Source organism: Ideonella sp. P3_A4, from assembly GCF_056403075.1.
In genome coordinates this window covers 1-6669 of record NZ_JBFUGE010000341.1, presented here as the reverse complement: position 1 = coordinate 6669, position 6669 = coordinate 1, and the positions used below count along the sequence as shown (strand labels likewise).

The 6669-nt window shown below is 63.2% G+C and carries 4 protein-coding genes; 3 read left to right on the top strand and 1 reads right to left on the bottom strand.

Features of this window, described 5'->3' with window-relative positions; all coding sequences use genetic code 11:
• Nucleotides 1-115 (bottom strand): tryptophan 7-halogenase (locus AC1DYI_RS23425; RefSeq protein WP_477206536.1); only part of this gene is annotated, 115 nt, incomplete at its 3' end.
• A 293-nt stretch (nucleotides 116-408) separates the two neighbouring features.
• On the opposite strand from AC1DYI_RS23425, the gene AC1DYI_RS23420 reads away from it, so the two are divergent.
• From AC1DYI_RS23420 to AC1DYI_RS23410, 3 genes are all read left to right on the top strand, one after another.
• The gene (locus tag AC1DYI_RS23420; protein WP_477206535.1) at nucleotides 409-1998 is read left to right on the top strand and encodes a hypothetical protein; all 1590 of its coding nucleotides are present in this window, start codon (nucleotides 409-411) and stop codon (nucleotides 1996-1998) included.
• Between the two features lie 115 nt (nucleotides 1999-2113).
• Nucleotides 2114-3433: a xylose isomerase gene (gene xylA, locus AC1DYI_RS23415; protein ID WP_477206534.1), complete on the top strand. Its 1320-nt coding sequence runs from the start codon at nucleotides 2114-2116 to the stop codon at nucleotides 3431-3433.
• A gap of 108 nt (nucleotides 3434-3541) precedes the next feature.
• A complete protein-coding gene (locus tag AC1DYI_RS23410; RefSeq protein ID WP_477206533.1) occupies nucleotides 3542-6634 on the top strand; it encodes a TonB-dependent receptor in 3093 nt (1030 codons plus the stop codon).
• The last annotated feature ends 35 nt before the right edge of the window (nucleotides 6635-6669 follow it).

Sequence of the window (6669 nt, the reverse complement as noted above, 5' to 3'; positions counted from 1 at the left end):
CCTCGCAGGGCTGCGCGCCCGGGCCGCACAACATGCGCGCAAGCGGCGCCGCCGTGATCCACCCGGCAGATCCGCCGCCAACGATCACCACCTTGCGCAACGCGTTGCCACTCATGAAATACCTCTTCTTGCACGGCCCCAACCTTGAACCGCCCGCGCGTCCGCGGCAGTAGGTGTTTCCACCGTTTTAATTAGTTCGACGCGTTAATTAAGATTCTTGCAACCCTCAACGTGATGGCGTCGTGTCGGTCGTCGTGAAGCATTCGAAAGCGGCGCAGCCGGCCGGTTGCGGTGGGCGGATGAGCATGGCGGCAAGGCATGCGCCAGCAGGGCATCCTGAACGGATCGCTCCTGCCACGCAAGGCAATATAAGGAGACGACGTGAGACAAATCCGATGCGCAGGGCGCATGTCCCTGGTGGTTGCAGCTTGCGGGCTTCTGCTGGTTGCATGTGGTGGAAGCGGTGGTGGCAACTCGGAAGGTCGCTTGCAGGCGATCAATTTCCAGTACCCCGGCGGCGGCACGCTGCTGGACGAGCCCACCACCTTGCATGCGACGGCCACGTCCGGCATGGCTGTGACTTTCAAGTCGGGCACGCCGGATACCTGCACGGTGTCGGGCGATCAGTTGACGCTCGTGGCGGCGGGTGAATGCCTGGTCATTGCCAGCCAGGACGGCGGCAAGACGGAAGATGGTGTGCAGTGGGCGGCCGCCGACGACACCAGCCAGCTCTTCGTCGTGCTCAAGCACGCGCAAATGGCGGTGCTGCCGGTTGCGGCGGTGATGAAGTCCACCAGCGAGACGGTGACCTTGTCGGCCACGACCGACGCCGGCCAGCCTGCGACCTACGTATCGAATGCGCCGTCGGTTTGCACGGCCAGCGGTACCACGCTGTCGCTCAAGGGCTTGGGTCTGTGCGAGCTCACGGTCACGGCGCCTACGAACGAGAGCTACGGCGAGTTGAACGCCACGGCGTTCATTGTGGTGGACAGCGCTCCGCCCTTCGTGGTCAGCACGGCGGGCGGAGTTCAAACGGTTGCGCTCGGTACCAAAGACGCCAACGGGCAGGCGCTGAGCTATGTCTCCAACACGCCGTCGGTGTGTGCCGTCGCGGGCCGTGAACTGCGCCTGCTTGCTAAGGGAAGCTGCCAGTTCGACATGACCATTGCCGGTGGCGGCAGCGAAAGCTTCACGATCGGGGTCGATCCGCGCTTCTATGCCTCGGGCTTCAATTCGACGCTCAGCCGCACCGCGGAGAACGGCGAAGTGAGCCTGGCGGCGGGCAGCGCACTGGATGGCTGGTGCGGCGGAAAGACACCGTCCTGGTGCAACGTGTCGATGGCCACGGACCTGAATGGCTTCTCGCCCWGGGTCACGGGTGCCTATGACATCAAGCCCCTGGTGCCAGACGACTCCAACTGGGGCGAAGACAGCAGCATCGCCTGGTCCTATTACGGCTTCCAGATCGGCGCGCCCAGAACGCCTGTGCTCAAGCCGGACGGGACCCTGGATCGTTATGACTTGCTGCCCTTCGAGCTGAAGACCGAAACCTCGATGTTCGTGGCCTACGGTCTCGATCCTCAGCTGTACGCCCTGGGTGCCAAGGTCTTCGTCAGGATCCAGACTTCGCATGCGGTGACCAAGCCCGATGGCGGCGAATGCTTCGTGACGGTTTCGCAGCTGAGCCAGCCCAAGTCAGCGGCACCGGCCGGCTACATGCTTCAGCTTGAGAATTTCGCCGTGACGGAGAACTGCGGTCTTGCCGACATGCCGAAGACCGAGGGTTGGATGTTCGACTGGGGCGTGACCGCCGAGTCGAAGGCGGCAGCGCTCGCCGAACTCAGGGCCCATTCGGTCAGGCTGCTGGAGTTCAGCCCGAATTCGATGAACCTCACCGTCTCGGCATCCAAGGCGGACGGCACGGTCCCGGCCAAGACCGATCCGGCGTACACGCTCACCAACGAAATCACTGTCTTCAGCCCCATCACTGTGCAGTAGGCGGCGGCCGTGGACGTGTGGTAGCGCAAGCCTGCTCTTGGCGATCGTCGAGTCGCCCAATGGTCACCAGGCTTCGTCGCGATTCATCCAGATTCCACCCAACCAAAACGACCATATGACCGATTACTTCCATTCCGTCGATCCAGTGAAGTTCCGAGGGGCGGACAGCACCGATCCGCTGTCCTTCCGCCACTACGACAAGGACCGCCTGGTTCTGGGCAAGCGCATGGAGGACCACCTGCGCTTTGCAGTCTGCTACTGGCACAACTTCGTCTGGACCGGGCTGGATCCGTTCGGCGGCGCCACCTTCGAGCGGCCTTGGTTCCAAGGCGGAAGTCCGATGGAACTGGCCGCCATGAAGGCGCAGGCGGCCTTCGATTTCTTCAGCAAGCTTGGGACGCCGTACTACTGCTTCCATGACCGCGACGTGGCCCCGGAAGGTGCGACGCCGCGCGAGAGCCATGAGAACTTCCGCCGCATGGTGGCGGCGCTGGGCGAACACCAGCAACGCACCGGCGTGAAGCTTCTGTGGGGCACGGCCAACCTGTTCAGCCACCGGCGCTTCATGTCCGGCGCGGCAACGAATCCGGATCCTGAGATCTTCTCGCTCGCAGCACTGCAGGTGCGCGATGCGATGAACGCCACGCTCGAACTCGGCGGCGAGAACTACGTGCTCTGGGGCGGCCGTGAAGGCTACGAGACGCTGCTCAACACCAACATCGGGCAGGAACTCGACCAGATGGGTCGCTTCCTGAACATGGTCGTCGAGCACAAGCACAAGATCGGCTTCAAGGGTGCCATCCTGATCGAGCCCAAGCCGCGCGAGCCCTCGAAACATCAATATGACTTCGACGTCGCCACGGTCTATGGCTTTCTGGTGCGCTACGGCCTGGAGAAGGAAGTCAAGGTCAACATCGAGGCCAACCACGCCACGCTGTCGGGCCACAGCTTCGAGCACGAGATCGCCACCGCGGCAGCGCTGGGCATTCTCGGCAGCATCGACATGAACCGGGGCGACGCACAGTTGGGCTGGGACACCGACCAGTTCCCCAACAACCTGCCGGAGACCGCATTGGCGATGTACCACATCCTCAAGGCCGGCGGCCTGGGGTCGGGCGGGTTGAACTTCGACGCCAAGGTGCGCCGCCAGTCGCTGGATCCGGAAGACCTGTTCCACGGGCACGTCGGCGCCATGGACCTGTGTGCCGAAGCCCTGCTTGCCGCCGAGCGGCTCATCGTCGACGGTCAACTCGAGCAGTTGCTGACGCGCCGATACGCCGGCTGGGCCACGCCGCGTGGCCAGGACATCCTGCTCGGCCGCCGCTCGTTGCAAGACCTGGCCGAGGCTGCCGTCGCGACGAACCAGGACGTCGCACCGGTCTCGGGCCGTCAGGAGTATCTCGAGAACCTGGTCAACCGCATCGCGAGGGACTGATCGGGCTGCGAGACGACGCGAAGTCGCCACCCCAACCACCGAGCGACCCGAGGTCGCACTTCAAGACGCCGCCGGGTCAGACCTGACGCAAAAAATCGGAGACAACAGATGAGACAGTTCCACAAGACGGCCATTTCTCGAGCCGTCACGCAGGCGGTCTTGCTCAGTGCAGGCGTGGTCCACGCACAAACGACACCCAGCGCCCCGGCTGACACCGCGGACACCGTGGTCGTGACCGGGCAACGCGGAGCGCTGCAGTCGGCCCAGAAGATCAAGCGGGAAGCCGAAGAGATCGTCGATTCGGTGGTGGCCGAGGAGGCCGGCAAGCTGCCCGACAAGTCGATCACCGAGGTGCTTCAGCGTCTGGTGGGCGTGACGATCGACCGCAACCGCTCACGAGGCGATCCCGAGCATTTCTCGGTGGAAGGCTCGGGCATCAGCGTTCGTGGCCTGAGCTGGGGCGCCTCCAACCTGAACGGCCGCGAGTCCTTCTCTGCCGGCTGGCCAGGACGTGAACTGAGCTGGGGCGACGTGCCGCCGGAGCTGATGGCGGGCGTGGATGTCTACAAGAATCCGTCCGCCGAACTCATCGAAGGTGGCGTCAGCGGCCTGGTGAATCTGCGCACGCTCCTGCCCTTCGACTTCAAGGGCCCCAAGGGTTACGTGTCTGTCGGGGACAACTACGTCGAGGTGTCGGGAAAGTCGTCGCCCAGCATTTCGGGCCTGTACGCCACCCAGTGGGACGCCGAGTCCGGTCGCTGGGGTGTGCTCTTTGATCTGGCGTACAACCAGTCGTCGTTCCAGAACGAGACCCTGCAACTGGATGCCTATTACCCGCGGACCGACCTGGTCGCGGGCCAGACCGTCTGGGCTCCGAAGTCGGCCTCGTGGCGCACGAACACCGGTGAAACCACGCGCACGGGGCTCTATGCCGCGCTGCAGTGGAAGAAGAACGACATGCAGTCGGCACTGACCTACTTCGTGTCGGCTTCGCGCGAGACGGGCACCGAATCGGGCATGTACACCGGGGTGGAGAACGCCTACAAGTCGGTGATCGACAACGCCGTGTACGACAGCCATGGTGTGCTGCAGTCCGGCACCTACACCTACCCGACGGGCGGACTGGGCGCGAACAACTTCGCGGCTGGTGGTCTCGCCGTCAATCTGTCGCGCGGCTACAGCGAGAAGTCGGCCGAGACGCACGAACTGGCGTGGAATTTCAAGTGGGACATCAATGACCGTTGGTCGTTCCAGAACGACTTGCAATGGGTCCACGCCAAGAACGACAGCTTTGACCGCAACATCCAGTTGGGCACCTTTGTTCCCAGCATGTCGATCGACGCCTCCGGCAAGGGCCCGGTGCGCATCGGGTTCGATCAGACGTCGACCGATTTCCTGGCGAATCCGGCGAACTACTACTGGAATCTCGTCATGCCTTCCAAGTCGAAGGCGGACGCCGACCTGTACGCCTGGAAGGCCGACGGCAGGTTCAAGTTCGACGATCCGGTGCTGCGCGACTTCCGTTTCGGGGTGCGCGCCACCTACCGCGAGGCACGGCACTTCGATGCCACCGGCAACAACTGGACCTCCATCGCCGAACCCTGGGCCGTGAAGCAGACGTCGACGCCAGGCCAGTTGCCCAGCGCGAACGATCCCCAGGGTTGGCAGCCCCGTGGCAACTTTGCGTACCTCAGCGACCCGCGCTACAACCAAGTGCCCACCGAGTTGTTCAACTACGGCAACTTCTATCGTGGCAAGGTGGGCCGGCTGCCGAACCTCGTGTTCCCGACATTCGGCGCGGTCAAAGACTACCCGAACACGTATGAGCACCTGGTGGTCGACGTCCGCTATCAAGAGTGCCTGGACGGTGCAGCGCTCTACGGCCGGCCCGCCGACAGCTGCAAGATTTCGGACTACACGTTCAAGCCGCTCGTCTACGACGGCGATCCGTCCAAGACCAGCACCCACAGCGAAGACACCTACGCCGCCTATGGCACGCTGCGCTTCGGTTTCGACGACTGGCAATACCCGGTGGAAGGCAATGTCGGCGTTCGTGTGGTGTACACGCGCGATGTGTCCCACGGCTATGTCACCTTCACACCCACCTACGATTCGCAGACACCACCGGATCTGCCGCGTTTCGACAGCGTGGCTGAGCCACTGGATGTGGACAACAGCTATGTGAAGGTGCTGCCGTCGCTGAACATGAAGGTCAACTTCACCAACCGACTCCAGGGGCGTCTGGCGTTGGCGCAAAGCATGAACCGCCCGGGCTTCAATCAGCTGGGCGAATACATCAAGCTGGAACAGAAGTACGACGCCAACAACCACACGGTCACCTACACCGGTAGCAACACGGGCAATGTGAAGCTCAAGCCCATCACGTCCAACAACGTCGATCTGGCCCTGGAGTGGTACCCGCGTGATGGCCAATCGCTGACGGGCACGGTGTTCTACAAGGATGTCAAGGACATCATCATGAACACCGCCTTCACCCGCACGTACAACAGCAAGGGCGGCAACCCGCAGACCTTCTCGATCACCGGCCCCGACAACGTGGGCAAGGCTCGCGTGAGCGGTTTGGAAATCGCCGGGATGACCTATCTGGATCGTGTGCCTGGCCTCGAAGAAGCCTTTCCCGACTGGGCCAAGGGCTTCGGCGTGTCGGCCAACTACACGTACATCGACGGCAAGCAGAATCTGTACAGGGACTTTGACAACCCGTACTGCGACGCCGGCAACGCGACCACCAACGCGGGCCTGCATCTGTACGGGTGCGATACCAACGGGGTGCCGTTCAAGGACCTGCCGCTGCCGTACATGGCCAGGCACGCGGCCAACTTCGTGGTGATGTACGACCGTGGGCCGCTGTCGGCTCGACTGGCCTACAACTGGCACAGCCGCATCCTTCAAGGCATCGATGTCAACGGCACGCGGGGTACCGACGCGACCAGCGCCGATCCCAACCGGCCCGGCGCGCAAGACGTGGGCTGGGGCCTGCCGACCTGGCAAGAGGCGTTCGGCCAGTGGGACGCCGGTGTGTCCTACAAGTTCACCGACACCTTCAGCATGTCGTTCAACGTGACCAACCTCAACGATGTGATCGTGCGCCAGACGCAGCAACAGCACATTGGTGACATGGGGCGCGCCTGGTTCTACCCAGGCCGCAGTTACAGCCTCGCGGCGCGCTACGAGTTCTGATTGCTGCGGGGGTCCCCATGGCCATTGACCGTCGC

Excerpts from the sequence above, each read along its gene's own strand:
- xylA (WP_477206534.1), top strand. The coding sequence starts at position 2,114 with ATGACCGATTACTTCCATTCCGTCGATCCAGTGAAGTTCCGAGGGGCG.
- AC1DYI_RS23410 (WP_477206533.1), top strand. The coding sequence starts at position 3,542 with ATGAGACAGTTCCACAAGACGGCCATTTCTCGAGCCGTCACGCAGGCG.